Annotated in this window: 2 tRNA genes and 3 rRNA genes; all 5 read left to right on the forward strand. The window is 49.7% G+C overall.

What is annotated here, in order from left to right:
• Nucleotides 1–87 (forward strand): 16S ribosomal RNA (locus tag FB479_RS30235); the annotation flags it as partial.
• Nucleotides 88–221: 134 nt separating this feature from the next.
• Nucleotides 222–298 (forward strand) — tRNA-Ile (locus FB479_RS30240).
• 18 nt (nucleotides 299–316) lie between these two features.
• Nucleotides 317–392: transfer RNA gene (locus FB479_RS30245), tRNA-Ala, on the forward strand.
• 81 nt (nucleotides 393–473) lie between these two features.
• Nucleotides 474–590, forward strand: a 5S ribosomal RNA gene (gene rrf / locus FB479_RS30250).
• A 172-nt stretch (nucleotides 591–762) separates the two neighbouring features.
• Nucleotides 763–1,172: ribosomal RNA gene (locus tag FB479_RS30780) — 23S ribosomal RNA — on the forward strand; the annotation flags it as partial.

The following is a 1,172-nucleotide window of genomic DNA, read 5'->3' on the forward strand; positions in this document are numbered from 1 at the left end:
AGCCAGCCGCCGAAGGTGGGGTAGATGACTGGGGTGAAGTCGTAACAAGGTATCCGTACCGGAAGGTGCGGATGGATCACCTCCTTTCTATGGAGATATGACCGTAACGCACAATTCGCTGTTCAGTTTTGAGGGAGCATCAACTCCCTGACGTATATAGAACTTTAAAGTGCCGCAGTTTTTGGCCTTTGGAGTAGTACGTCTTTTTTTGTGGCTTACGAGGGCCTATAGCTCAGTTGGTTAGAGCGCACGCCTGATAAGCGTGAGGTCGGCTGTTCGAGTCAGCCTAGGCCCACCACTAAATATTGCCCAGTATGGGGCTGTAGCTCAGTTGGGAGAGCGCCTGCCTTGCAAGCAGGAGGTCATCGGTTCGATCCCGTTCAGCTCCACCATTTTCTAAAAAATAACACTTGAATGTGATTAAGAAGATGTGATACATTGTTCTTCGTCACTTTTGAGAAATAGTAAAATTGTCTGGTGATGATGGCGGAGGGGACACACCCGTTCCCATGCCGAACACGGCCGTTAAGCCCTCCAGCGCCGATGGTACTTGCTCCGCAGGGAGCCGGGAGAGTAGGACGTTGCCAGGCAGTTACTCTTACGAGTAACTAGCAAAAGTAAAAAACGTCTCGACGTTTTTTATAAAACTTCAATATGACCGCTTGCGGTCAACAAAAACGAAGTTTTTGTTCCTTGAAAACTGGATACTGCATGAAATTGCTAAGATATTAACTGTAAGTACTTTTTAGTGCTAACCAATGTGGTTAAGTTACTAAGGGCACACGGTGGATGCCTTGGCGCTAGGAGCCGAAGAAGGACGCAGCGAACTGCGATAAGCCTCGGGGAGCGGTAAGCACGCTTTGATCCGGGGATCTCCGAATGGGGGAACCCACCATCTGTAATGGGATGGTATCCATCACTGAATACATAGGTGATGAGAAGGCAGACCCGGTGAACTGAAACATCTAAGTAGCCGGAGGAAGAGAAAACAATAGTGATTCCGTCAGTAGTGGCGAGCGAACGCGGAAGAGCCTAAACCGTCAGGTTTACCTGGCGGGGTTGTGGGGCGTCTCACATGGAGTTACAAAAGACGCGCGTAGGTGAACAGCTTGGGAAAGCTGACCATAGAGCGTGATAGTCGCGTAACCTAAACGCGCGTCTCTCCGAGACCA

The sequence above is a fragment of the Brevibacillus sp. AG162 genome, from assembly GCF_006715575.1.
GTDB lineage: Bacteria > Bacillota > Bacilli > Brevibacillales > Brevibacillaceae > Brevibacillus > Brevibacillus brevis.